General features: G+C 45.5%; 28 protein-coding genes. 10 read left to right on the top strand and 18 right to left on the bottom strand.

Going from position 1 to position 23050, the window contains the following annotated elements:
* The first annotated feature begins 8 nt into the window (after positions 1 to 8).
* Positions 9 to 479: a YkyB family protein gene (locus DYE48_RS02275; RefSeq protein WP_089652726.1), complete on the top strand. Its 471-nt coding sequence runs from the start codon at positions 9 to 11 to the stop codon at positions 477 to 479.
* 62 nt (positions 480 to 541) lie between these two features.
* Positions 542 to 751 (top strand): hypothetical protein, encoded by a 210-nt coding sequence (locus DYE48_RS02270; RefSeq protein ID WP_089652725.1) that lies wholly within the window; start codon positions 542 to 544, stop codon positions 749 to 751.
* Positions 752 to 1411: 660 nt separating this feature from the next.
* Here the strand turns inward: DYE48_RS02270 and DYE48_RS02260 are convergent.
* The 7 genes from DYE48_RS02260 to DYE48_RS02220 form a co-directional block, all read right to left on the bottom strand.
* The gene (locus DYE48_RS02260) at positions 1412 to 2317 is read right to left on the bottom strand and encodes a chemotaxis protein (protein WP_115822212.1); all 906 of its coding nucleotides are present in this window, start codon (positions 2315 to 2317) and stop codon (positions 1412 to 1414) included.
* Between the two features lie 929 nt (positions 2318 to 3246).
* Positions 3247 to 3447, bottom strand: coding sequence for a PLDc N-terminal domain-containing protein (locus tag DYE48_RS02245; RefSeq protein ID WP_115822209.1), 201 nt, complete (start codon positions 3445 to 3447; stop codon positions 3247 to 3249).
* A gap of 65 nt (positions 3448 to 3512) precedes the next feature.
* On the bottom strand, positions 3513 to 3920 hold the full coding sequence (locus DYE48_RS02240) for a hypothetical protein (protein ID WP_115822208.1): 408 nt from the start codon (positions 3918 to 3920) through the stop codon (positions 3513 to 3515).
* A gap of 59 nt (positions 3921 to 3979) precedes the next feature.
* Entirely contained in the window at positions 3980 to 4684 is a 705-nt protein-coding gene (locus DYE48_RS02235) for a DNA alkylation repair protein (protein WP_115822207.1), read from the bottom strand.
* A gap of 40 nt (positions 4685 to 4724) precedes the next feature.
* Complete coding sequence (locus DYE48_RS02230; RefSeq protein WP_115822206.1) at positions 4725 to 5012, bottom strand: hypothetical protein; 288 nt, start codon at positions 5010 to 5012, stop codon at positions 4725 to 4727.
* Complete coding sequence (locus DYE48_RS02225; RefSeq protein WP_115822205.1) at positions 5012 to 5869, bottom strand: patatin-like phospholipase family protein; 858 nt, start codon at positions 5867 to 5869, stop codon at positions 5012 to 5014. Before DYE48_RS02225 ends, DYE48_RS02230 begins: the two co-directional genes overlap by 1 nt.
* A 113-nt stretch (positions 5870 to 5982) precedes the next feature.
* The gene (locus DYE48_RS02220; RefSeq protein WP_089654755.1) at positions 5983 to 6132 is read right to left on the bottom strand and encodes an FbpB family small basic protein; all 150 of its coding nucleotides are present in this window, start codon (positions 6130 to 6132) and stop codon (positions 5983 to 5985) included.
* Between the two features lie 110 nt (positions 6133 to 6242).
* Between DYE48_RS02220 and DYE48_RS02215 the strand changes: the two genes are divergently transcribed.
* The gene (locus DYE48_RS02215; protein WP_115822204.1) at positions 6243 to 7400 is read left to right on the top strand and encodes an aminotransferase A; all 1158 of its coding nucleotides are present in this window, start codon (positions 6243 to 6245) and stop codon (positions 7398 to 7400) included.
* A gap of 104 nt (positions 7401 to 7504) precedes the next feature.
* On the opposite strand, the gene DYE48_RS02210 is transcribed toward DYE48_RS02215, so the two are convergent.
* Positions 7505 to 7672, bottom strand: coding sequence for an aspartyl-phosphate phosphatase Spo0E family protein (locus tag DYE48_RS02210; RefSeq protein ID WP_115822203.1), 168 nt, complete (start codon positions 7670 to 7672; stop codon positions 7505 to 7507).
* Between the two features lie 292 nt (positions 7673 to 7964).
* Between DYE48_RS02210 and lepB the strand changes: the two genes are divergently transcribed.
* The gene (gene lepB / locus DYE48_RS02205) at positions 7965 to 8486 is read left to right on the top strand and encodes a signal peptidase I (protein ID WP_089654757.1); all 522 of its coding nucleotides are present in this window, start codon (positions 7965 to 7967) and stop codon (positions 8484 to 8486) included.
* 63 nt (positions 8487 to 8549) lie between these two features.
* Here the strand turns inward: lepB and DYE48_RS02200 are convergent, their stop codons facing one another.
* From DYE48_RS02200 to DYE48_RS02190, 3 genes are all read right to left on the bottom strand, one after another.
* Positions 8550 to 8693: a YvrJ family protein gene (locus DYE48_RS02200; RefSeq protein ID WP_089654787.1), complete on the bottom strand. Its 144-nt coding sequence runs from the start codon at positions 8691 to 8693 to the stop codon at positions 8550 to 8552.
* A gap of 650 nt (positions 8694 to 9343) precedes the next feature.
* Positions 9344 to 9556: a DUF2922 domain-containing protein gene (locus DYE48_RS02195; RefSeq protein ID WP_089654758.1), complete on the bottom strand. Its 213-nt coding sequence runs from the start codon at positions 9554 to 9556 to the stop codon at positions 9344 to 9346.
* Positions 9557 to 9576: 20 nt separating this feature from the next.
* Positions 9577 to 9801: a DUF1659 domain-containing protein gene (locus DYE48_RS02190; RefSeq protein WP_089654759.1), complete on the bottom strand. Its 225-nt coding sequence runs from the start codon at positions 9799 to 9801 to the stop codon at positions 9577 to 9579.
* A 579-nt stretch (positions 9802 to 10380) separates the two neighbouring features.
* Here DYE48_RS02190 and DYE48_RS02185 point away from each other — a divergent pair.
* The 6 genes from DYE48_RS02185 (at position 10381) to DYE48_RS02160 (ending at position 15235) form a co-directional block, all read left to right on the top strand.
* Positions 10381 to 10890, top strand: coding sequence for a DoxX family protein (locus DYE48_RS02185; protein ID WP_115822202.1), 510 nt, complete (start codon positions 10381 to 10383; stop codon positions 10888 to 10890).
* Between the two features lie 116 nt (positions 10891 to 11006).
* A complete protein-coding gene (locus tag DYE48_RS02180; protein WP_115822201.1) occupies positions 11007 to 11780 on the top strand; it encodes a carotenoid biosynthesis protein in 774 nt (257 codons plus the stop codon).
* Positions 11761 to 12423 (top strand): lysophospholipid acyltransferase family protein, encoded by a 663-nt coding sequence (locus DYE48_RS02175; protein WP_115822200.1) that lies wholly within the window; start codon positions 11761 to 11763, stop codon positions 12421 to 12423. The genes DYE48_RS02180 and DYE48_RS02175 overlap by 20 nt, the downstream gene beginning before the upstream one ends.
* Positions 12424 to 12441: 18 nt before the next feature.
* Positions 12442 to 13551 carry a glycosyltransferase family 2 protein gene (locus DYE48_RS02170; RefSeq protein ID WP_115822199.1) on the top strand — a complete coding sequence of 370 codons (1110 nt, stop codon included), beginning with the start codon at positions 12442 to 12444 and terminating at the stop codon, positions 13549 to 13551.
* A complete protein-coding gene (locus DYE48_RS02165) occupies positions 13548 to 15020 on the top strand; it encodes a phytoene desaturase family protein (RefSeq protein ID WP_115822274.1) in 1473 nt (490 codons plus the stop codon). The genes DYE48_RS02170 and DYE48_RS02165 overlap by 4 nt, the downstream gene beginning before the upstream one ends.
* A gap of 53 nt (positions 15021 to 15073) precedes the next feature.
* Positions 15074 to 15235, top strand: a complete 162-nt coding sequence (locus DYE48_RS02160; protein WP_115822198.1) for a DUF4021 domain-containing protein — start codon at positions 15074 to 15076, stop codon at positions 15233 to 15235.
* Positions 15236 to 15348: 113 nt separating this feature from the next.
* On the opposite strand, the gene DYE48_RS02155 is transcribed toward DYE48_RS02160, so the two are convergent.
* From DYE48_RS02155 to DYE48_RS02125, 7 genes are read right to left on the bottom strand one after another with little or no spacing between them, the layout of a single operon-like run.
* Positions 15349 to 16374, bottom strand: coding sequence for an ABC transporter ATP-binding protein (locus DYE48_RS02155; protein WP_115822197.1), 1026 nt, complete (start codon positions 16372 to 16374; stop codon positions 15349 to 15351).
* Positions 16371 to 17318: a C40 family peptidase gene (locus DYE48_RS02150; protein WP_115822196.1), complete on the bottom strand. Its 948-nt coding sequence runs from the start codon at positions 17316 to 17318 to the stop codon at positions 16371 to 16373. Before DYE48_RS02150 ends, DYE48_RS02155 begins: the two co-directional genes overlap by 4 nt.
* Before the next feature lie 27 nt (positions 17319 to 17345).
* Positions 17346 to 18443 (bottom strand): dipeptide epimerase, encoded by a 1098-nt coding sequence (locus tag DYE48_RS02145; RefSeq protein WP_115822195.1) that lies wholly within the window; start codon positions 18441 to 18443, stop codon positions 17346 to 17348.
* A gap of 15 nt (positions 18444 to 18458) precedes the next feature.
* Positions 18459 to 19379, bottom strand: a complete 921-nt coding sequence (locus DYE48_RS02140) for a S66 peptidase family protein (RefSeq protein WP_425269277.1) — start codon at positions 19377 to 19379, stop codon at positions 18459 to 18461.
* A gap of 59 nt (positions 19380 to 19438) precedes the next feature.
* Complete coding sequence (locus DYE48_RS02135) at positions 19439 to 21067, bottom strand: peptide ABC transporter substrate-binding protein (protein ID WP_115822193.1); 1629 nt, start codon at positions 21065 to 21067, stop codon at positions 19439 to 19441.
* Positions 21068 to 21089: 22 nt separating this feature from the next.
* Entirely contained in the window at positions 21090 to 22088 is a 999-nt protein-coding gene (locus DYE48_RS02130; RefSeq protein WP_115822192.1) for an ABC transporter ATP-binding protein, read from the bottom strand.
* A gap of 6 nt (positions 22089 to 22094) precedes the next feature.
* Complete coding sequence (locus DYE48_RS02125) at positions 22095 to 23048, bottom strand: ABC transporter permease (RefSeq protein ID WP_115822273.1); 954 nt, start codon at positions 23046 to 23048, stop codon at positions 22095 to 22097.
* Between the last annotated feature and the right edge of the window lie 2 nt (positions 23049 to 23050).

Below are 23050 nucleotides of genomic sequence, written 5' to 3'. Positions count from 1 at the left end.
GATCATAGATGAAAGACAATCAAATATCCAACCGCGAATTAGCCGAATCCCTATTTATCGTCAATCGACATGCCAAAACAGCCCCAGAACCGAGGCATCTCTATGACATTAAAAAGCATACGATTGACAAACTCCTAAATGAAAACCGCGCCAAAAAGGTCGGACTCCATTTTTCCGACCATCCGAAATTCAGCCAGCAGCACTCGACCCTCCTCATTGAAATTGGTGGTTACTATTTCCATGTTCCTGCAACAAAGAAAGACTTTCAAGATTTGGAGCATTTAGGAAAAGTCGACCAGTCCTACCGGAACCCAAAACCCAAACTATCATTGTCGAGAGCCAAACGTACGCTTTACCATTATTTGAATTGGAAACAACCGAAAAAGCCAGCCTATTCATTCCAAGGCACTTCACAACCGAGTATGCTCGGCCAGCCGACAGGCAGCCCTTGGAACCAGCGTAGAAGAAGACGGCCGTAAACCCTTTTCGAGGTTTCATTTCTTACTAAATAAGGAATGGACAAATAGAGGAGGATGATAGGATGGCTGTAAGTGAAGTCGAAGATTTTTTATATCATTTGAAAAAGTATATGGAATACACAACGGAAATGCGTGCATCTTATGAGCACCTTTCAGAGCATCACAAGAATATCGTCGTAGATTCATCACCAACAAAAGCTGGGCCGGAAACGTTGTCCAAGCACGCCTATGACTGGCATGATGAGTTGTTCGAGCGATTAAAGAAGGAATAAAAAAATCCGCCACGGAGCGGATTTTTTTATTCCTTCTTTTTTATCCATCATGATTATTCCACTAAAGCTCCCTTTTCTGGAAGACCTAGTTTCGAGATAACCGGGGTTCGTTTGCCGGAATGGGATTCAGGGGTGGTTGGGAAGCCACTCGCTTTCCTGTGGGGGAGCGCCGAGCTTCCTCGGACTACGTCCTGCGGGATCTCGCCTATCTCCTTCTCCCACGGGAGTCTCGCAGCTTCCCAACCCCCCCATTCGATGCATGTGAGAAACGACCCCCTCTATCATGATGGGATGTCTACCTCCCCAATCAGAAACTGGTAAAAAGCGCTTCACATCAAGATTTCACGCTCGGAATGACCAATGGGGGCGAGTTTTAAATTATCTACTCCGTTTGAGCATACAAGCAGAGATTCTGAGAAGTGGTTTCGAGAGACCACACATGGTAAAGGGGCAGAGGGGAATGGCGAGACTCCTGCGGGAAAAAAGTGCATGGTGAGACCCCACAGGACGCAGTCCGAGGAGGCTCACCGCGCTCCCGCGGAAAGCGAGTCATTCCCCTCCGCCCCCATCTACTCAACAAAAGTCTCGAAATCGAGCCCTCAACTAACCTGCCATCAACTTTAATAACAGACCAGACGTTCATTAATGGAACCTGCTTTTTCAGAGGATGTGATGATCGATGATTTTTACGAGTTCTACGATTTCCGGTTTGGAAACTTGGGCATCGGCTCCCACGATTTCCCCTTTGTGACGAAGGTCATCCGTAATCAGTGAGGAGAAAATGACGACTGGGAGTTTGCTTAAGTCACTATGCCCCTTCAACAAACGAGTAAAGTGGTGGCCGTCCATACGGGGCATTTCAATATCAGTGATGATCAGCTGATATTCCTCTTCGATCGTTTTCCCTTCATCCAATAAATCTTCCAGATGTTCGTAGGCTTCTTTTCCATCCTCAAAAGAGATCGTATTTTCATATCCAGCTTCACTCAACGTTTCCTGGAGCATGGCACGAAGCATGCCGGAGTCTTCGGCGATCAGAATTTTCTTTTGTGAACGATCCCTCTGGCCTAGTTCGCGCAGCTGCTCCGCGTTAATACTGGATTCAGGATTGATATCTGCGACTACTTTTTCAAAATCAAGCAGCAAAAGCATGTCTTCATCCATTTTGATTACTCCGGTAATTTGCGTTTCCATCCCCTGGTACATCTTATTCGGTTTTTCTATCTGCTCCCATGAGATGCGGTGAATCTGTGTAACCGTATGCACATGGAAAACGATTTTTGTTTTATTGAATTCCGCCAGAATAAATTTATCCTGCTTCGGATTTTCGGATGGTGAAAACCCGAGGGCATGGGCTACATCTACGACCGGGACGACTTCCCCACGAATTTCGATAATCCCTTCCACCGACTTATGTGAATGAGGAATTTTTGTGACGGGTTGAGGGTTCAGGATTTCTTTTACTTTTATAACATTGATACCGAAACGGTTGTTGCCGATTCCGAATTCCACGATTTCCAATTCGTTCGTTCCACTTTCTAGTAATATGCCTTGATCCTGCTTCATGAAGCATCGTCCTTCCTTTGATAGAATCCATTCTTTATATCGTCTATCAAAGGCTAAATGTGAAGCCGTTGTCCTCGATTACTAAAAGCCTCTCATTTGTTCCCTATAAGCTCCCGTTTGTGGAAGACCCAGTTTCGAGACATTTGTTGAGTGAGTGAGGGCTGCGGGGAATGGCTCGCTTTCCGCGGGGCCCCACACGAGGTGGGGTCGTTCGATGTTGGCACAGGACGTGCCGAACTTAATCGAACTTCTTCTGTTCTCTTGAGACTCCTCGGACTGTGTCCTGTGGGGTCTCACCATGCAATTTTTTCCTCTTAGATATCCGGTTCCGGCGCCTAGCGGCTAGTGAGACTTCCCTCGCTTCTGTACGATAAGTCAACATCGAATCACTCCGCTCTCCGTGTTTCCTTTATCTCCGCCAGCTCAGTCCAGTCCATACGCCGCTGATCAAGGCGCCTCCACACTTAAGGCAGGAGTCCCCCCATTCCCCTCCGCCCCTTTACCATATAAGTGTCCCGAAACCACTTCTCGAATAAGTAGCTATCCAGCTTGATTGGAGTGTAAGAAAAAACTTCCATGCACAGGTTCATGAATCTTGAAAGCTTTGATACAGAGCGCTTTATGCTCCTAACAGTCGGATTGTGGAAGACAATCCAACTAGGTAAAGGGGTTCGTTTAACGCATACATCGAATGGGGTGGTTGGGAAGCTGCGAGACTCCCGCGGGAATGGATTGACTGGCGAGACCCCGCAGAGCTTTAGCTCGAGGAGGCTTGCCGGCATCCCCGCAGGAAAGCGAGTAGCTTCCCAACCACCCCTGACGCTCAACTCAGCAACGAACCACGAAACATCTCGAAATCGAGTCTTCAATAATCCTCCATATCCTTTAATAACGAAGAGCACAAAAAAAGAGCGGGAGGTCCGCTCTTTTTAGTCATTTCTTATGATGAGATAAACGATCAACCCAACTAAAGGGAAGAATAAGGTTGCGATAAGGACGACGAGGCTGTAGGCGGAACTTCTGCCTTTGCGGACAGAATCGCGATACGCCCATACACTCGTGATAATATTTAATACTAACAACCCGACCCCGAAGATCAGGAAAGTGAGAAATAAGATGCCGATTTCCATGATGTACCTCCTCTACTCCCGGTTCTAACTTTATTCTACGATCAAGAAAAGAGAAGGTTTCAAAATCAGGCTGCTTTTCTTTTGCTTCGTTTCGATAAGCGCGCGTAAAGTTTACGCATCCATGTTACGGTTACATACACTAACCCGAAGCTGCTGATCGCGAGCAGGCAGACCGACCAATAAGAAGCGGGCAGGGTTGAGGTTGTATCGGACATGGCGTAACGATCGACAAGCTGAAGGAATACGAGGGCTAGAAGAGTGCTTGTCACGTAGCTTGACAGGGTCTTCCAATGATTCAACATCATCCATTCGATAACCGGTTTGACGACCCACATGAGGGACAACATGAACAGAAAGACGAGTGAGAATTGAACATACTCCGGCTCCAGGCCGAAAACATCCAATAGATCGTGATCAAGCCAGCTAATGGTCTCTTCTAAAAACGATGGATCGAACCAATCCATAATATTCATCTTCTACCGCTCCTTGTTCTTTTTTTACCATTATGAACAAGGATAGAAAGGAATAAACTTCACCCCTCTAAAAGCTCTGGATGTTTGCTTTTCAACCACTTCAATCCTTCCCGGCGGCTCAAAGGACGAACGTCTTCCCGCTCGAGGTAATCTATAACAGCGCGTGCATCGGTTTTGCTGTATTCGCGAAGCGCCCAGCCAATCGCTTTTTCAATAAAAAATTCTTTCTCGTGCTTGAGGCTATCAATCGTTTCGAAAAGAAGGAGTGCATCTGTCTTTGCTTTATATTTCAACTGATGGAGGACGCTCGAGCGTCGTACCCATAGGTGATCCGACTCTCTCCACTCCTCTGTAAAGGGGCGGAGCTTGTCTTCGTATCGGAAGAAATATCCGCCGCACAAAGTGGAAGCAATCATATCGACCGTGTCCCACCACGGTTTTGTCATAAGCAATTGTTTGTATGTATCAATACTGCGTTCTGGAGCTTTCTTGATCCCCTTTTCAAGAAAAGCGAGAGCTGCATAGTGACATTCCCTTTCCGGCTTTTCAAAAAGCAGAACCGCTGCCTCCAAACGCTCCTCTTCCGTGATATCTTTGTATTTTTTCAGCAATGGTGCGAGGATTTGTTTCCGCTCAGGGGCTTTAATTCCGAAAAATGGATAGTGGTTCTTCATATAGTTCTCCATTGGAATTCGATTTTCTTCATTTCTATGTTCTTCAAACACTGTAGTTACAGCTTCACAAAATTCAGCAGCCTGGTTCATCTTCTCTCCTCCGTTTCTTTAAAAAGCCCCATCCCTATGATTAAGCAAAGGATGGGTGACACCAAATAAACGCAGCGCTCCCTAATTGAAACGACACCGCAGCTAGAGCCATGGACTGTAGTTCATCTTCAGAGGAGCGTGGTTTCAGGGATTGAAGTGTCCAGCCAACGGATAGCGCAGAAAAGATAACATGGGCAAGCACCCAGCCAAAAGGGCGCTTGTCTTTCCTTCCTTTCATCATGAAGAGGATGATGATACTAGCAAGCAGTGTAACCACTGCAAGGCCGAACAGCGTCTCCCCCGCCTCCCGTTCAAACCACAAGGCCATCATCCACTCACTTGCAAAAACCGTTCCAGTCTAGACGCATGAGCCTCTGCTTCTTCATATCCTTGAGCATACAAGTCGTGCAGACGGTCACGGTTCCGTTCAATCCGGCTCACTTTCAATGGTTTTAAAGGACGGATGACGAATGCTTCTCCGTTTTGTTCCGCTTCCTTCACTTTTTGCAGCTGCTGATTATAACGAACGTGCCTTTCAAGTAAAGCTTTTGCAAAGAGCGGGAACTGCCTGTACTTTCGGTTGAAGTACCAGCCGCCTTTCATCCTGCCTTTGATGTATCCATCGTTTCGCGTAAGCACGACAACATGCTTTTTGTTTCCATCCCGCTTGGAAGCCTGTATCGGTATGGGGTCGGCAATGCCGCCATCCATCAATTCACGTCCATCATACTGAATACTTGGGGCGACCATCGGCAACGAACTCGAGGCGCGAATGACTTTCAACAGACTTTCCCTGTCAGGAAATCGGTCATAAAAGACAGGTTCTCCTGTTTTCATATCAGTGGTTCCCACGACAAAACGTGTTTTTTGTTGAAGAAACGTGTCATAATCGAAAGGAACAAGCTGGTTAGGAAGCTTATCAAATATGAAATCCATTCCAAACAACTGCCGTTTTGTAATCATCCGTTTGTACGATATGTATTCGGGATGCGCCCCGTACTCGACAATCACCTCATAGTTTCTCCCCCGCTGTCTCGCGACATAAGAGCTGCCATTACATGCCCCTGCAGATGCACCGACAACATAAGGGATGTGAATCTCTTCATCAAGGAAAAAATCAAGCACGCCTGCTGTGTATGCGCCTCGCATCCCTCCGCCTTCAAGAACTAAACCGACATCATCCATAGATCAAACACCTTCCTTTTCACATTTGGTACCTATATCTATATTTTGCCATGTCCCATCGGAAAAGTAAAAAAGCAACCCAATCTATGCGGTTGCTTTTTGGTGTGATATCATCAGTTTACATAAGCATCGGAATCGTTTTTTCTTGTATGTTTTTCATCTATTTGACGTTCGATTTTTTCGATTGCTTCCTGATCGTTCAACAATTGTCGCTTGTTACGATCCACTAAGTCTTCAAAGGAAATTCGTTTATGGCTTCTCATTATACAACTCCTTTCATAGGCTTATTTTAAATTATAACAAAATTCAACAAATTTCACGTGATAATTGTTTGAACATTTTGTTAACTTTATGTAAAGAAGGAGAATACGCAGTGGAACACTTCATTAACCCAAAAGTGAAACAGATTGAAATATCGGGCATCCGACGTTTTTTCAACATGGTCTCCCACTATGAAGACGTGATTTCATTGACCATTGGACAGCCTGATTTCCCAACACCTCCGCAAGTGAAAGAAGCAGGGATCCAGGCCATCAGAGATAATCAAACCAGTTACACCCATAATGCCGGGATGCTTCCCCTCAGAAAAGCGATCCAGCAGCACGTGAAACATTCATACGGACTCCATTATGAAGCGGAAGAAGAAATCATCGTCACAATCGGTGCATCACAGGCCCTTGATATTACCCTTCGAACCATCATCCAGCCCGGGGATGAAGTGCTGTTGCCAGGTCCCGTTTATCCAGGATATGAACCGCTGATCCGCTTAGCTGGCGGGACCCCTGTGTTCATCGATACTAGTCAGGACGGATTCAAGTTGACGGGAGAAATGATTAAAGAAAACATCACTCCGAAAACGAAGGCTGTTATTTTGCCGTATCCATCCAATCCAACGGGGGTTTCTTTGACGGAAGAAGAGCTGCGGGGGATTGCAAATGTAATTAAGGAGCATCAACTCTTCATATTAGCCGATGAAATTTACAGTGAACTTGTATATGATCGGCCGCACACATCGATTGCAAGCTTTCCTGATGTTCGCGACCAGGTGATCGTCATTAACGGTGTATCGAAATCCCATAGTATGACCGGCTGGAGGATCGGCTACCTGCTCGCCCCTTCCTGGCTGAGCCGCCATCTATTGAAAGTCCATCAATACAACGTCTCATGTGCGACTTCGATCAGCCAGCATGCAGCTCTTGAGGCATTGACCAACGGAAAAAAAGACGCCGAATCGATGCGTAATGCTTATAAAGAAAGAAGAGCGTTCGTCGTCAGACGCCTCAAGGAAATGAACATTCCATATGCTGAGCCTAATGGGGCCTTTTACGTTTTCTTAAACTTTCCATTGAATGGAAAGACAACATTCGAGCGTGCCGTGCAGCTCGTCGAAGAAGCAGGAGTCGCACTCGTTCCAGGGGACGCCTTTTCAGAATATGGGAAAGGCTACATGCGCCTATCTTATGCCTACAGCATGGATACATTGGAAAAAGGACTCCAGCGCCTACAGGACTTTATCTTAAAAGGAGATTAACTTAGGTATTCATGTACGGTGGGAAGAGACGCTCCCCTCCTGCCACAAAGCTTTTTGAAATCCAGACATGAAAGAACTCATGGATGCAGGTCCCATGAGTTCTTTTAATTCGTCTTATTTTTTTGTACTTCATTCAAAAGGGCATCAAGTTGTTGACTGATTTTGACAGACTCCGGGCTTGCCAACCCTTTCTCAAACGCCACTTTCGTCATTTTTTTCCGCAAGTACTCTAATTCAGCAATACGAGGATCTTTGTCGGCCACTTGCACCATCGACTACCTCCTGACTTGTTCTTCCCTATTATTGTACATCTTTTATCCCAAAATGAAAAGAATGTGTGTTCGCATCCATTCTTGCACGAAAAAAATTATCTCAATTTTCTATACTTTTGTAAAGACTATCGGTAAAGGTTCTAAAATTTCGACAGAGGTTGATAAAATAAGATAAAGGCTGGAAGAGAGTTTACAATTTCGTAAAAGCCTTTCCACGCACCTTTTCTTTCCGTAACGATGTGGTAAAATTAAGGATGAGATATTCTATGTTCATCTAGAAAGGAAGATGAGTTTGTCTGAGCAATCTAAAAAAGAATGGTTGGAATGGTTGAAAGCCATTGCTGTCGCCATTACACTCGCATTTATATTACGAACATTTTTCTTCGCCACATCGATTGTTGAAGGGGCAAGTATGGACCCGACACTCAAAAACGGGGAACGCGTCATGTTCAATAAGATCATATATTATGTAGATGAACCCGAACGCGGGGATATCGTCATCATTGAGAGACCAGTAAAAAGTTATGTAAAACGAGTCATCGGCCAGCCGGGAGATACGGTGGAGATCCGTGATCATGAACTGTATGTAAACGGTGAAGAGCAGACGCAGGAATACTTGACGGAAGAGGCAGCGTCCTCGACTAGAGATTTTGGACCAATCGAAGTTCCAAAAGGAAAGTATTTCGTCATGGGAGACAACCGTTCCATCAGTAAGGACAGCCGGAATGGACTTGGCTTTGTCGAAGAAGAAGAAATCATCGGACGTACGGAGTTGATCATTTATCCATTCAATGAATGGGGCTTAACGAAATAAACAAACAAACGACCCGCCAGTCCTCTGGCGGGTCGTTTTATGTCCTCTAGAAAAGCTATGCATTCATTTAGTCGTGACTATTTTTTCTGGCAGCTGATGTAACGTTTCAATCAGTTGATCCAGCTTCCCTTCCACGCGGTGTAACAAGTAAAACGTCACCGCCACAGGGAAACCAACATCCGCTAATATCGAAATCCATGCATCAATCCCCATTCCATTCACCCCTTCCCCTAAATTTTATATAAGCTCCCGATTGTGGAAGACATAGTTTTGAGATAACCGGGGTTCGTTTGCCAAAATGGGAGTCAGGGGTGGTTGGGAAGCTACTCGCTTTCCTGTGGGGGAGTGGCGAGCTTCCTCGGACTACGTCCTGCGGGATCTCGCCTATCTCCTTCTCCCACGGGAGTCTCGCAGCTTCCCAACCACCCCATTCGGTGTATGAAAGAAACGATCCCCTATACTAAGATGTGACGTCTTCCGCCCCACTCGCAAGCAAGCATACAACACTCTATATCAAGCTTTCTCATCCAAGCATGGAAGTCTATATCCCTCTACTTTCGCTGTGTGCGAAAGCAGATGCTTCCAGAAGTAGTTTCGAGACACTTATTTAGCAAGGGGCGGAGGGGGATGGGGAGACTCCTGTGGGAAAAAAGTGCTTGGTGAGACCCCACAGGACGCAGTCCGAGGAGGCTCACCGCGCTCCCACGGAAAGCGACTCATCCCCCGCAGCCCCGATCCACCTCACACAAAAGTCTCGAAACTAAGTCAGCAGCAATCCTGCCATATGCTTGATTAACTCATGATGATTGATTTTGCTAAAAAGAGCCGCTAATGATAGTTAGCGGCTCTTTCGTTTTTTAGAATGAGATCTCAAAGACGTTGCGTTCGACAATACGTGCTTCTTTCTTCTCAACAAGGTCTCCCCCGTTGGAATAGAAGCAGCCTTGGGTCAGGATGGCATCCATTGCTGCATTGACCTGTGCAGGATCGACAGGTTCTACCGGGTCGTCCAGGCTGATGGTGACTGTCTTTCCTTCTTCATTCAAAAACTTAAGCTCCAGCTTTTTCATGTATTCTCCTCCTTTTTAAATTAAGATTCAGTCAAAACTGAGCGGTCATCACGGGCGATATCGACAAGAATGTGCTGCTGCAATGGGGATAGAGCGACAGATACTTCATGCAATTGTTCATCTGTAGCATCTGTTTTAATGTTGTTGAATGATTTACGTTTCAGAATCATGTTTCCGTCTTCATCAGTTCCTGTTGAAAAGACTAGCTGCAACCGACTGTCTACCTTCAATGTATTTACGGCCATCTGCTTCACCTCCTCTCACTTCTATAATCGAAGGAGGAGAGGAAAAAGTGTCGTCCGTACTCATTTTCTTTTATCTTTTCTACAATCTCTTTCTTGCTTCCGTTAACAAATGTTCATTTTTTAAATCTATCTGGATGTTGAGTTTCTATTTAATAAACACAAAAAAGCGTCCGGGGAAGGAGCCTGATGTGGATCCTTCCCCGGACGATTGTCTTCATTAAGTATCAACCGTTATCAAAAATCGTTAAACCTATGAGTCCTAATAATACAATTAGACTGACAAAAAACATGATAATTTCCATCTATGTTCCACCCCTCTTTCCTCTCTATCATAGCAAATATTTTAAGCGTTTGCTTTGCTTGTTTCCTATTCATCCTATATTTTTATCCTACCCTTAAAAGGAAAGGGAAACACAAGCTTTTTCACAATTCTGCCATAAAAAATTGAACAGATTGTGAAGTGTTGAACAAAGTGTGGATATCCTTTCCTTCTCCGTATATACTTAAATTGTAAGAAAGAGATCTTCTTACACAACATCATGTGAAATGGTGAACAAAGTATAATAAGGAGTGAGTTACATGTTGAATGAACTGTTACGAAACAACAAGGTTGTAGCGATGATCCTGACCGTCTTCCGTGTGTATCTAGGGTATGCCTGGCTGACTGCTGGAATTGGTAAAATCACGGGTGGATTTGAAGTGAGTAGTTTTCTGAATGGAGCGATTGCGAAGGCAGAAGGCGCGCACCCGGCTGTCCAGGGTTGGTGGGCCGCCTTCCTCGAACAATTTGCTCTTCCGAACCATGAGTTTTTCGCTTTCATCGTCATGTGGGGAGAAGTTCTCGTCGGCATCGCACTTATCCTAGGATTATTCACAAACGTAGCTGCTTTCGGTGGCATTCTCATGAACTTCGCCTTCTTATTCAGCGGAACGGTAAGCACGAACCCGCAAATGGTTCTGCTCACCATCTTCCTCCTTGTTGCCGGAGCCAATGCCGGACGCTATGGATTAGACCGCTGGGTCATGCCAATGCTCAAAAAACAAGGAACAAAACTTCCCCTTGGAAGAGGAAGACTTGCTCATCAATAATTCATCAAGCCCTATGGATTGCGCATAGGGCTTTTTTCGTTTATTTTACTTCCGGATGAGGTATGATGATTTTATACATAACTCTTTTGAGGACCGTAAAATGAGAGAGGTGCTCTATGACTACTTACATTTTCCGTTTTTTTATTTTTTGGTACATCTGCGGTGTTTTTTTAGTGACGTTTGACTTGCTTCCGCCTTGGCTTGAATGGGCGAACAGCGTTTTCTTGATTACCGCAGGGGTCGTCGCAGGGATTTATTTTTCAAAAATGTACGGCGTTTGGCGCGGTTTCATTTACAGCTTGATTATCATTGTGGTCAGTATTTATGTGGAACACTTAGGAGTAAAATACAATTTCTTATTCGGAGCCTATCATTACACAGAAAATTTCGGATTAAAAATTGCGGACACACCGATTACGATCGGTTTCGCCTGGCTTTTGATCATCGGCTGCTCTCATGAACTGGCCCGTGTATTATCGAGCGGATGGAACCTTTGGGCCAGCCGGTTCATTTTCGTTTTCACAGGTGCGCTTGCAGCGGTGACGATGGATCTCATCCTCGATCCGGTATCTTTCAAAGTGAAGGAATATTGGATTTGGGAAGATCCAGGCTTTTATTACGATATCCCGTTTTCTAACTTCTTTGGCTGGTTTGTTTTGGCTGCACTGTTTCACCTGATTTTCCTGTTCATTTATCGGAACACGGAAGAAAAAAACGTTCATCCCTGGCCTGGAAGGATGGTTCTGACGTTCGGTCTGATCATATTCCTGTTTCTCTGCATCGCGTTCACCGGCCGGTTGTATGGAGCGATTGTGTTCGTGAGTGCTCTTACAATCTTATGGTATGGCTTGTACTTTTGGAGGAGATCAAATGTTTCTACCCGCACGTAAAACATCATGGATACAGTGGGGGTTCACCCGCTTCAATCGGCTGTTTTTAAACTATCATTTCAACAACATCCAAATCCAGCACCCTTCTACCGTACCTGATGAGAAGACCTTGTTCCTTATCAATCATTCGACATGGTGGGATCCGCTTTTTATCTTTTATATCAACGATCGTCTTGTGAAATCAGAAGGATATGGCATGATGCATGAAGAGGGCATACGCCGCTTTCCTTTTTTTCGGAGGATTGGTGCTTATTCGGTGAACGGTGAGGATCGCCGACACCTGGTGCAATCCTTACGTTACAGCAGGCATTTGCTTGAACAAGGCAAAACGGTGTGGATTTTCCCTCAAGGAAATGAGCAGCCGCTCGAGAAAAGACCGCTCGAATTTTTTTCTGGAATCAGTTACCTTACTCAGCAATGTGCGGACATCAAGGTCGTTCCTGTTTCCCTATACTATGCGTTGGAGCATACAAAAAAACCGAATGCCTACATACGATTGGGAGAAGCTCTCCCCAAAGAGGAGTACGTGAGACTCCCTAGAAAAGAAATGACGCGTTATTTTGAATATGCGGCTACCAAACAGCTGGATGAATTACGCCAAGACGTCATCGAAGAAAATCTTCATTCCTTTAAAAAATTGTAATGGAAAGGGGGAATCGTCATGTCGCTATTTTTTATTCTATTCATCATCACGATCGTTTTGAATGTGTGGACCATTTTCAACAGCCTCTTCCTCTACCCTTTATCTGCGAAAAGAGACCTTGAAGAAAATCCGTCCGTTTCACTACTCGTACCGTTAAGAAACGAAGCAGACAATGTAGAAGGATTGATCCGGTCTCTGCGTTCGCTTACTTATCCAGACTTGGAAGTGATTCTGCTTGATGATCATTCGGAAGATGGCACGCTCGATAGGCTCAACGAACGGGTCGTTGATGATGAGCGTTTTACAGTGATTCAGGGAAAAGAGCTTCCTGAAGGTTGGAACGGAAAAGTTCATGCCTGTCACCAGCTTTCGCAGGCAGCCAACGGTGAGTACTATTTATTCCTCGATGCTGATGCGCGTGTAGCTCCTGGCGTTATTCAACAAACGCTCGCAATGATGCAGCAGAAAAAGGCGAGCATGTTAAGCGGGTTTCCGAATTACCCCAATGCCAACTTTCTAAGTCATATGCTCGTCCCGCTTCAACATATGGTCGTCCTGCTCCACCTCCCTCTATTTGTCGCCAACCGGACGACGAAGCCGATGTTCACAGCCGCGTGCGGAATTTTTATTATGATTGAGAAAGGTGCGTATGAAGCGATCGGAGGTCATGCATCCGTCAAAAGCTCCCTAGTTGAAGACGTACATATTGCGAGAGAAGTAAAAAAACACGGCTATAAGATGATTCTCGCGAATATTACAGAATCTGTTCTTTCCTACATGTACGATTCAGGACGAGAGACGTGGGAAGGCTTTAAAAAGAATGTGTACACAGGCATCGGACGTTCTCCAGGAATGGTCGTGTTTTTGACCTTATTTTATGCGGCCGTTTTATTAGCCCCCGCCGTCCTCGCGATCGTTGGACTTGTCACCGGAGATTATGCCTTTTTCCTCCCTTACCTGTTAACGGTTGCATTCAAGATGTATGTGGACGCACGGACCGGGCATCCGCTATGGCTATCCTTCCTGCTTCCAGTGGCTGTTGTGCTGCTGATTGCAATCATGATGGCGTCGATGTTCGTCCATAAACGAGGGGGAAAATATCAATGGAAAGGGAGGTTTTATCAATGAAAGTGGCCATCATCGGGGGTGGCCTCGGCGGCTTATCAGCTGCGGTCACCCTCGCCAAGCAAGGGGCTGATGTGAGGCTGTTCGAAAAAAACGAGCATTTTGGCGGGAAAATGATGAGCGTCGATGAAGCTGGATTTCATTTTGACTTTGGACCTAATACCATTACGATGCCTGAAGTGTTTCAGGATGTCATCCGACAAGGGGGCCTTGACCCACGGGAGGAACTTCCTTTTGCAAAAATCGTCACCCACACAAGAAATGAGTTCCACGACGGGACAACTTTTGATTTTTCTACAGACCAACCCTATATGCAGAAGCAGCTAGAAAAGCTGGACCCCAAAGGGCATGTGATGTATGAAGACTTTCTAGTAGAAATCGAACGCTTGTACCACCTATCACACAAGCACTTTTTACACAGGACCTTCAATGGTTGGAGCGACTACCTTTCCCCCTCCCTCGCCAAAAGCATGACGAAGGTCCGTCCGCTTGAATCCATGGACCATTTTTTCCAGCGGTACTTTTCAAACCCGAAAGTCATTCAGGCTTTAAATCGTTATTCCACGTACATTGGCTCCAACCCTTATCAAGCACCAGCCACGTTCAGTATGATCGCCCATCTGGAGTGGAATGATGGGGTTTATTTTGTACGCGGAGGCAACACGAGGATTGCGGACCGATTCGTTAAAGCAGCGGAGAACGTCGGGGTTCGGTTATACAGCGGAACCAAAGTAACAAAGATCCTCCACGAAAATCAAAGAGTGACGGGTGTGGAAACGGATGATGGGGAACGCTACGAGGCGGATCATGTAATCATGAACGGCGACCTCATTCAGGCTGTTCCCGAATTGATTGATCCAGAAGCGAGACGCACGATGACCAACCGAAAACTGAAAAGCTACGATCCTTCCATTTCCGCTTTTGTTATTATGGCAGGACTTGATACGAAAATCAGCCGCTTGAAGCATCATCATTTGTTTTTCTCAAGCGACTATAAAAAGGAATTCAATGTGTTAAAAAACGGCTATTACGCGGACGATCCCACCATTTACATTTGTACTTCATCCAAATCGGATTATTCCGTCTCGCCTCAAGGAGATAACTGTTTCATCCTCGTCAACGCCCCCGCTCTTAATGAAAAAGGCGGGTATGATAAACAAGCTTACAAAAACCATATTTATGATCGACTTCAGGACGCAGGCGTTCCCATCAAAGATTATATCCAGGTCGAAAAAGTCTGGGATCCCGCGGACATTCAGAGGCATTTTGGGGCCTATCGTGGATCATTATACGGACCATCTTCCAACACGAGATCCCAGGCATTCATGAGGCCGTTCAACAAATCCCAGGATCTTGATGGTCTCTGGTTTTGCGGCGGAAGTACGCACCCCGGCGGCGGGTCTCCGATGGTCGTGTTGAGCGGACAGAACGTTGCCAACCAAATTCTCGGAAAAATTGTCCATATCGAATAACCTCCTGCATACTCCTCCCCTTTTCAGCCAAGCTAAAAAGGGAGGTGTGCAGAATGGAAAAGAACAAACGCAACAAACCGCGAAAAGAAGAAAAACGTACGATCAACCCCGTAACCAATGACCTTGGTGTCGATCAGGATGAACAGGCGATGAATGGCGATTATGGCATGCTGGAGACGGAAGAAGAAGATCGCCTGCACGACCGGAAAAAATAAAAAAAGAGGAAAGCATAACGTCACAGCTATGCTTTCCTTTTTTAATCATGCAATAATAAAGTTTCATCCATTCTGAATAGTGAAGGATGCTTTTTAGAGGCAAGCTTTCGGATTTAACGAATTGTCACTTTCATTTGTTCTCGTTTCTTTTTTCTTTCAGCAGGGTCGATGACTGTATCATCGTACAAGTGACAAGCGACTTGATGGCCTTCTTCCGCTTCCTGCCATACAGGAGCTTTCTCACTGCACACATCCATCGCAAAAGGGCAGCGTGTCCGGAATACACAGCCACTCGGAGGGTCGATCGGGCTTGGTATTTCTCCCTCAATAATGACTTGTTCCCGTTCATCCTCAATATCCGGATCCGGAATGGGAATGGCTGAAAGAAGAGCCTGGGTATAAGGATGGAGAGGGGTAGCATACAACCGGTCACTGCTTGTTAACTCTACCAAGTGACCGAGATACATGACACCAATTCGATCTGATATGTGCTGCACCATGGAAAGGTCATGGGCAATGAACAAATACGTCAGGCCTTTTTCTTCTTGAAGCCGCTCCAGCAAGTTTACCACTTGCGCTTGTACAGAAACATCCAAGGCAGAAATCGGTTCATCTGCGATAATGATGTCCGGGTCAAGGGCCAGTGCGCGGGCAATTCCAATCCGCTGTCGTTGACCACCACTGAATTCGTGAGGATACCGGTTGGCATGATCGCGATTTAAACCGACTTCTTCAAGCAGTTCGTAAACACGTTCCATCCTTTCCTTATTAGAGGAAAAGAGTTCGTGAATCTCCATTGGTTCAAGGATGATCTCTGCTACGGTTGAACGTGGGTTCAATGATGCATAAGGGTCTTGAAAGATCATTTGCATTTGGCGTTTTAAAAGAAATTGTTCTTTCGGTGTACGATCGTGAACACTCTTCCCTTCATAAATAACTTCTCCACTTGTTTTTTCATAAAGGTTCATGATCGTGCGCCCTGTTGTCGACTTCCCGCAGCCGGACTCTCCGACAAGTCCGAGCGTCTCCCCTTTGTACAAGTCAAAGCTGACACCATCCACAGCTTTCAATGATTTTCCTTTTCCCATTTTGAAATGTTTTTTAAGATCTTTCACTTCAAGTGTCTTGTGCAGGCTCATGAGGGTTCCTCCGTCTCGCTCCAGTATCTTCTTGCGACACATAGTTCTTTTTCGTACACGGTTCCTTCCAAATCAATAATTTCAATACTCTTTCCAACGTTCGGAGAATGAAGCATCTTGTTTTCTCCATAATAAAAGCCGACGTGGTGAATGCGCCCTTGTCCTTCTTCGTAAGCAAAGAACAGGAGATCCCCCACTTGCAGATCATCCAAGGCTACGTTGGTTCCACTTTTGGCCTGGTCTGTCGCATCTCTTGGAATTTCGTAATGAAAAGCCTTGTGCATGTTGTAAGCAAAGCCGGAGCAGTCGTATCCGAAAGCACTCATCCCTCCCCAAAAATAAGGAAGGCCGACAAAGGCTTCTCCTGACCGGATGAGGTCCTCTCCGCTGCCTTTAGCTTTTGTTTCATGCTTCGTTTGCACAGCCACGTCTTCTGAAGCAAAATACCCAACACCATCCGGGTAAAGAACTTTTACGAATGTATCTTTTTCCTCTATGACAGGAAGAAACGTTAAATAGCTCACTTCCATGAGCGGTTCTTCTGCACCATTGTAAAGCCACGCTTGTTTCTTATGTACAACCGCCTGCTCGTTTGAATTCCAGTCGGCTTCATTTGTTTTGACCAGCTGACTTATAGGAATATACCCAGGATACCCTCGTTTGTCTTTTTTGGAAGACTGGGAAGGAACCACGACTTTTGCCCAGTCACCTATCCACTCATCCACCCAGACTTCTTCGCCTAACAGAAGTTGTGATTGGACAAGGTTCTCATCACACAGTTCGCGTTTTTGATCGTCATCCAAAACCTTCAGCCAGTCGCTCATAGAAGCTGATGCTGTAAGCGAAGTTTGATCGACTTCCCTCGGAGAATCAGGTGCTGTCCAAAGAGTCGCTACAGGTACACGCACGACTCTCTTCTCATTGTTTTCTTTTGTATGTGTCATCATTGACCTCCTTCTATAGATATGTCTTTATATGTTTACGGTTTGTTCGGTATTAACGTTGGCAATCCCCAGCCCGAAACCTTTCGAAAACGCAAGCATGGATTTGTCATATTGGACCCCGCCGTGAATAGGGTCATCCGTAAGCATCAATGGGGCATCAAAGTCTACCCTCGTTACATTGTTCTGACTTGCTGCAAAATGAGCGGCTGCCGTAATACCGAGCTTAGTCTCAATCATACTGCCGACCATGCACTCTACACCATAGGCTTCAGCCAGATGGTTGATTTTCACGGCTTGATGAATACCACCGGATTTCATTAGTTTGATATTGATTAAATCGGCGCTCCGTGTCTCTAATACTCGCCTGGCATCTGTCGGACTGAACACACTCTCATCCGCCATGATTGGTGTATAAGTATGGTCGGTGACTTGTTTCATCCCCTCTATATTCTGGGCATGAACAGGCTGTTCCACCAATTCTATAGGAAGGTGATGATCCTCCATTTTACGGATGGCATAAATGGCTTCTTTCGGTGACCACCCTTGATTCGCATCCAGCCTGATTCGAACCCCTTCTCCTACCCGCTTATGGATGTTCTGAATCCGTTCGATATCTTTTTCAATCGTATCTTTTCCTACTTTCACCTTTAAAATCTTAAATCCGTTGCTGACATAACGGGCCGCGTCTTCCGCCATTTCTTCCCGATCGTTTACACTGACCGTATAATCGGTTTCCAACTCACTCTTCGATCCGCCAAGCAATTGATAGAGTGGGAGTTGATAGATTTTTCCTAAGAGGTCGTGTAAAGCTATATCCACGGCAGCTTTCGCACTTGTATTCCCAATGCAGCAGCCCTGCAGCTTTTCGAAAAGATCCTCTCTATACGTGATGTCCTTTCCGATCAGAACAGGTGTGATGACTTTCTTTATCGTATGATCGATACTCGTTAAACTCTCTCCGGTAATCACAACCGTTGGCGGAGCTTCTCCCCACCCTTCGGTCCCATCCTCACCTATCACTTTTACGTAAATGGACTCAGCTACGGTAACCGTACGTAAAGCCGTTTTGAATGGGGTGTGTAAAGGGACCGCAATCGGATAAGTTTCTATAGACTGAATTCTCATGATCCTCCACCTTTCTTAATCGACACCTGGCTGTATCATTAGGGATTTCCTGTGACTTGATAATACGGCGTCTGTTCCAAATGGAATGCTGTAATGGGGCAGACAGTGACCAATCTTAAACCCTGCCAGCACAGGTTTATTCAGATGAGAAAAATAGTCTTCATAAACTTGTGATAAGGATAGGGTTTCTTTTGTTTTCTCTGTTTCCGTTCCACTAAAGTCTCCAAGGATGATCCCAGCCGCATCTTCAAGTTTGCCTGCAAGCTTCAATTGATTAAAAAAAGAATCCAAACGGTAGGGTTCTTCTCCGACATCTTCAAGGAAAAGTAATTTCCCCTTCGTATCAATCTCGTAAGGTGTGCCCATTGTATTTACAAGTAAAGATAGATTCCCACCCACTACTTCTCCTGATGCTTCTCCTTCTCCAATGACTTCTAAAGGAGAAAGATTCTCGTTGTAATGAATCACCTCAGGCTCAAACAGCTGGTGAAACATTTTTTCTGATTCCGCATCAAAGTCTTCTTTTCCAACATCCGAACAAAGCATTGGTCCGTGAAAGGTGACGAGTCCTGTTTCCTGACGAATAGCGGTATGTAAACATGTGATATCACTATAGCCCCAAAAGATTTTAGGGTTTTCTTTTATAGATGAATAATCAATATCCGCTACAATCCGTCCCGTGCCATATCCCCCACCAGCACAAAAGATGGCCGTAATTTCCGGATCTTGAAACATGTGATGGAAGTCTTCCAACCTCTGTTGATCATTTCCTGCTAGATAGCCATGCTTTTTATTTACATGGGCTCCTAGTTTCACTTTCAGACCTAAGCTTTCCAAAAAAGAAATGCCTTTGTCTAAGTTTTTAAGGTCCGGGGGACTTGCCGGGGCTATAACCCCAACGGTATCGCCCTGATTCAACCGTTCCGGCTTAATCATATTCATATTCCTCCAATGAAGGAAAAGAGGCGAAAGAATCGCCTCTTTTCAAAGAAAGTCTATTGTTTGTCTGCCCACTTCAACTCAAGGTAACCTACAGGATGACGAACGATATCGGATACGTTGTCTTTCTCAAGAACGACCTGGTTATAGAAATGAACAGGGAAGATCGGCATCTCTTCAAAAAGAAGTTTCTCTGCTTCATACATCAATTCCCAACGCTGTTCTTCATCCGCTTCATTTTTAGCATCGGCAATCAGCTGATCGTATTCTTCATTGGACCAACCTGTACGGTTCATGGAAGAATCCGTAGTGAAACTCTCAAGGAAGTTGATTGGATCGGCATAGTCAGCTAAGAAAGAACTTCTGGAAAGTTGGTGTTCCAAGGCTTTTTGTGCTTCAAGGAAGACGTTCCATTCCGCATTCTCCAGCGTAACTTCTACGCCAAGATTTTCTTTGAACATCTGCTGGATGGTTTCTGCAATTTTCTTGTTGTCCTCGCTCGTGTTATAGGAAAGGGTGATCGCTGGAAGTTCGTCGTACCCTTCTTCTTCCATTCCTTCTTGTAGCAACTGTTTCGCTTCTTCTACATTCGGTTCTACAAGTTTTCCATTGTGTTCACGGAAATCTTCCCCAGATGGACTTTCAAATCCATAAGAGACAAAACCATACGCAGGCTCTTCTTTATTTTTCGTCACATACTCGACGATTTCCTGTTGATTCACACTCATGGCGAGTGCTTTTCTTATCTTCTTATTCTGGAAAGGCTCTTCATTTACATTGAAACGGTAGAATGCTGTACCTGCCTGGTCCTGGATCGACACCTCTTCACTGTCTAACAGCTGCTCCGCCATATCAGACGGAATATTGGAAGTGTCAAGCTCCCCGCTTTCATACATTTGGTATTCCGTATTGGTATCATTCACCATCGCCCAGTGAACTTCATCAAGCTTCACAGTCTCGTGATCCCAATATTCTTCATTCTTTTTCATAAGCATTTCACTATCATGTTTCCATTCTGCCAATGCAAATGGTCCGTTTCCTACAAAGCTGTCTGCTTCCGCAAACCACTCTGGGTTTTCTGTTGCTACAGACTCATTGATTGGGAAAAACGCCGGGTTGGAAATGATATTTAAGAAATATCCGGTCGGTGCACTTAATGTCACTTTCAACTCTTTGTCACTGACCGCTTCCACCATCACATCATCGGCTGATCCTTCTCCATTGTTAAAGGCTTCTCCACCTTCAATGAAATAACCCAGGAAAGCTGCTGGTGAAGCCGTTTCAGGATCAAGAAGACGTTTCCAAGCAAACTCGTAGTCCCCTGCCGTCACGTCATCCCCATTCGACCACTTGGCATCTTCACGGATGAAGAACGTATATTCCTTGCCATCTTCGGAAATTTCCCATTTCTCGGCAGTTGCTGGTTCTGGAGTGTGGTCTTTGCCAAGACGCGTCAGACCCTCCATCAAATTGTTCAATGCATTCCAGGAAACCGCATCGAATCCTTGAGATGGATCGAAGGAGGTCGGCTCCTCTCCGTTATTCAGTAATAGCGTTTTTGTTCCTGAGTCACTTTCTCCTTCAGAACTACCCTCATCACTTTCTCCTGCACTTTCCGAAGCTGTACATGCAGCTAATAAAGCGACAAGTAAAACCCCCATAAAGACTGTCCACCATTTTTTCATACTCGTTCTCCTCTCTATATATTTAATAGGTTGATGCCATATATTTTTTTGCTCGCTCATCCTGCAGCCAACAGTCCACGTCATGTGTTCTGCTCAACTTAGAATGAAACGGATAAACCTTTGTGCACACTTCCATGGCCATTGGGCACCTGGCAGCAAATGGACACCCATCCGGTGGTGAAAACAAATCCGGTGGTGTTCCGTCTATCGGTATCAATTTTTCTCCTTTTTGATCCAAACGGGGCACAGAGTGAAGCAGACCCCTGGTGTAAGGGTGCTGCGGGGTATAAAAGATTTCTTTCCGTGTCCCTGTTTCAATAACTTTTCCGGCATACATGACCGCAATGCGGTCGGCTATTTTAGCTACAACCCCTAAATCATGCGTGATGAGTATGATAGAAACACCGGTCTGTTTCTGAATTTTTTGAAAGAGTTGTAAGATTTGAGCCTGAATGGTGACATCTAAAGCGGTTGTCGGCTCGTCTGCAATCAGTAGTTCAGGATCACAGATCAGCGCCATCGCAATCACGATTCGCTGCCGCATCCCGCCACTGAATTCGTGAGGATACTGTTTCATACGTTCGACAGGATTGGGGATTCCGACAAGAGTCAGCATTTCCATCGCCTGTTGATCCGCTTCTTTCCTTGAAATAGAACGATGTTGCCGCAGCCCTTCTGTCAGCTGGTCTCCAACGGTCAAGGTCGGATTCAAGGCAGTCATCGGATCCTGGAAAATCATCGAAATATCCACCCCGCGGATTTTCCGTACTTCCTTGTCCGAAAGCTGAGTCATATCCTGTCCTTTGAAAAGAATGGATCCATCCTTGATTTCACCTGGAGGCGTTGGGATAAGACGCATGATGCTGTTCGCTGTGACACTCTTCCCACAACCGGACTCTCCGACAATGGCAAGGGTTTCCCCGCGATATAATTCTAAATTTACGCCGCGCACGGCCTGTACCTCTCCCCCGAAGGTTTTGAACGATACATGCAGGTCACGGATGTCCAAGATTTTTTCCATTGATGTTTACCTCCTGAGCTTAGGATCGAGCGCATCCTGGAGACCATCTCCAAGCACGTTAAATGCGAACATTGTGGCTGAAATGAAGAATGCAGGAAAGAAAAGACGCCACCAATCTCCTGATAAGATGACACCCAGTGCATCATTGGCCATCATTCCCCAGCTTGCAAATGGTGACTGAATGCCTAAACCCAAAAAGCTTAAAAAAGCTTCTGCAAAGATGGCTGTTGGAACAGTAAGCGTCATCTGTACAATAATCGGCCCCATCGTATTCGGCAGCAGGTTCTTTTGAATAATCCGCTTCGTTTTCGCTCCAAAAGACTGGGAAGCCATGACAAATTCATTGTGTTTCAACTGCAGGACCTGTCCTCTGACAATTCGTGCCATTCCAACCCAGCCGGTTACCGTTAAAGCTATGATAATGGTTAAGAGACTTGGTCCCATGACCACAAGGAGTAGAATGACAACAAGCAGGTAGGGCAGTCCATAAAGGATTTCGATGATCCGCATCATGATATTATCAGTTCGACCACCTTTATAACCTGACAGCCCTCCATAAGCGACCCCTATGAAAAAGTCGATCAAAGCGGCCATCAATCCTACAAACAAGGAGATTCTTGCCCCGTACCACGTCCTCGTGAATACATCCCGTCCTAATTCATCTGTACCGAACCAATGGGTAAGCGATGGTGCCTGGTTCTGGTTTGGCAGGTTTTGAGTATCCACATCGTGAGGGGAAATCCAAGGCCCGATGACAGCCATGACGCCTAATAGGATAAGAAAAATGAGCCCTGACATAGCTAATTTATTCTGCCGGAGTCTTCTCCAAGCATCTTCCCAATAAGAAAGAGAAGGACGAACAACGGATTCCGCATCTTCTGTATTTTTCTGTTTCGGTTTAAACCATTCATCTGGAATCGATGAATGAGGCGTTTCTTCATTCTGTTTCTTCGCAGGAATCA

It is taken from the genome of Halobacillus trueperi (assembly GCF_003386945.1).
Lineage (GTDB): Bacteria > Bacillota > Bacilli > Bacillales > Halobacillaceae > Halobacillus > Halobacillus aidingensis.
This window is presented reverse-complemented; position numbering and strand designations above follow the sequence as displayed.

Coding starts and splice junctions, on each gene's coding strand:
- DYE48_RS02275 (WP_089652726.1), top strand. CDS start 9: ATGAAAGACAATCAAATATCCAACCGCGAATTAGCCGAATCCCTATTT.
- DYE48_RS02270 (WP_089652725.1), top strand. CDS start 542: ATGGCTGTAAGTGAAGTCGAAGATTTTTTATATCATTTGAAAAAGTAT.
- DYE48_RS02260 (WP_115822212.1), bottom strand. CDS start 2,317: ATGAAGCAGGATCAAGGCATATTACTAGAAAGTGGAACGAACGAATTG.
- DYE48_RS02245 (WP_115822209.1), bottom strand. CDS start 3,447: ATGGAAATCGGCATCTTATTTCTCACTTTCCTGATCTTCGGGGTCGGG.
- DYE48_RS02240 (WP_115822208.1), bottom strand. CDS start 3,920: ATGAATATTATGGATTGGTTCGATCCATCGTTTTTAGAAGAGACCATT.
- DYE48_RS02235 (WP_115822207.1), bottom strand. CDS start 4,684: ATGAACCAGGCTGCTGAATTTTGTGAAGCTGTAACTACAGTGTTTGAA.
- DYE48_RS02230 (WP_115822206.1), bottom strand. CDS start 5,012: ATGGCCTTGTGGTTTGAACGGGAGGCGGGGGAGACGCTGTTCGGCCTT.
- DYE48_RS02225 (WP_115822205.1), bottom strand. CDS start 5,869: ATGGATGATGTCGGTTTAGTTCTTGAAGGCGGAGGGATGCGAGGCGCA.
- DYE48_RS02220 (WP_089654755.1), bottom strand. CDS start 6,132: ATGAGAAGCCATAAACGAATTTCCTTTGAAGACTTAGTGGATCGTAAC.
- DYE48_RS02210 (WP_115822203.1), bottom strand. CDS start 7,672: ATGGTGCAAGTGGCCGACAAAGATCCTCGTATTGCTGAATTAGAGTAC.
- DYE48_RS02195 (WP_089654758.1), bottom strand. CDS start 9,556: ATGAAAAAGCTGGAGCTTAAGTTTTTGAATGAAGAAGGAAAGACAGTC.
- DYE48_RS02190 (WP_089654759.1), bottom strand. CDS start 9,801: ATGGCCGTAAATACATTGAAGGTAGACAGTCGGTTGCAGCTAGTCTTT.
- DYE48_RS02185 (WP_115822202.1), top strand. CDS start 10,381: ATGTTGAATGAACTGTTACGAAACAACAAGGTTGTAGCGATGATCCTG.
- DYE48_RS02180 (WP_115822201.1), top strand. CDS start 11,007: ATGACTACTTACATTTTCCGTTTTTTTATTTTTTGGTACATCTGCGGT.
- DYE48_RS02175 (WP_115822200.1), top strand. CDS start 11,761: ATGTTTCTACCCGCACGTAAAACATCATGGATACAGTGGGGGTTCACC.
- DYE48_RS02170 (WP_115822199.1), top strand. CDS start 12,442: ATGTCGCTATTTTTTATTCTATTCATCATCACGATCGTTTTGAATGTG.
- DYE48_RS02165 (WP_115822274.1), top strand. CDS start 13,548: ATGAAAGTGGCCATCATCGGGGGTGGCCTCGGCGGCTTATCAGCTGCG.
- DYE48_RS02160 (WP_115822198.1), top strand. CDS start 15,074: ATGGAAAAGAACAAACGCAACAAACCGCGAAAAGAAGAAAAACGTACG.
- DYE48_RS02155 (WP_115822197.1), bottom strand. CDS start 16,374: ATGAGCCTGCACAAGACACTTGAAGTGAAAGATCTTAAAAAACATTTC.
- DYE48_RS02150 (WP_115822196.1), bottom strand. CDS start 17,318: ATGACACATACAAAAGAAAACAATGAGAAGAGAGTCGTGCGTGTACCT.
- DYE48_RS02145 (WP_115822195.1), bottom strand. CDS start 18,443: ATGAGAATTCAGTCTATAGAAACTTATCCGATTGCGGTCCCTTTACAC.
- DYE48_RS02140 (WP_425269277.1), bottom strand. CDS start 19,379: ATGATTAAGCCGGAACGGTTGAATCAGGGCGATACCGTTGGGGTTATA.
- DYE48_RS02135 (WP_115822193.1), bottom strand. CDS start 21,067: ATGAAAAAATGGTGGACAGTCTTTATGGGGGTTTTACTTGTCGCTTTA.
- DYE48_RS02130 (WP_115822192.1), bottom strand. CDS start 22,088: ATGGAAAAAATCTTGGACATCCGTGACCTGCATGTATCGTTCAAAACC.